The 276-nt window shown below is 40.9% G+C and carries 1 protein-coding gene; it reads left to right on the top strand.

What is annotated here, in order from left to right:
• Nucleotides 1-276, top strand: a 276-nt coding sequence (locus G6069_RS07875; protein ID WP_197293936.1) for a restriction endonuclease subunit S, incomplete at both ends; no start/stop codon positions are given.

Here is a 276-nt window from a genome sequence, read left to right as displayed (position 1 = left end):
CCATCCCACCCCTAGAGATCCAACAAGAGATCGTTAAGATTTTGGACGCTTTCACAGAATTAAACACAGAATTAAACGCGCGAAAAAAGCAATACCAGTATTACCAAAACATGCTTTTAGACTTTAACGACATTAATCAAAACCATAAAGACGCCAAAGAAAGATTGGCGCAAAAAACCTACCCCAAACGCTTGAAAACCTTGCTCCACACTCTAGCGCCTAAGGGGGTGGAGTTTAGGAAATTGGGGGAGGTGTGTGATTTTCAAAAAGGAAAAT

The organism is Helicobacter pylori (assembly GCF_017594925.1).
GTDB classification, from domain to species: Bacteria; Campylobacterota; Campylobacteria; order Campylobacterales; family Helicobacteraceae; genus Helicobacter; species Helicobacter pylori_DP.
This window is presented reverse-complemented; position numbering and strand designations above follow the sequence as displayed.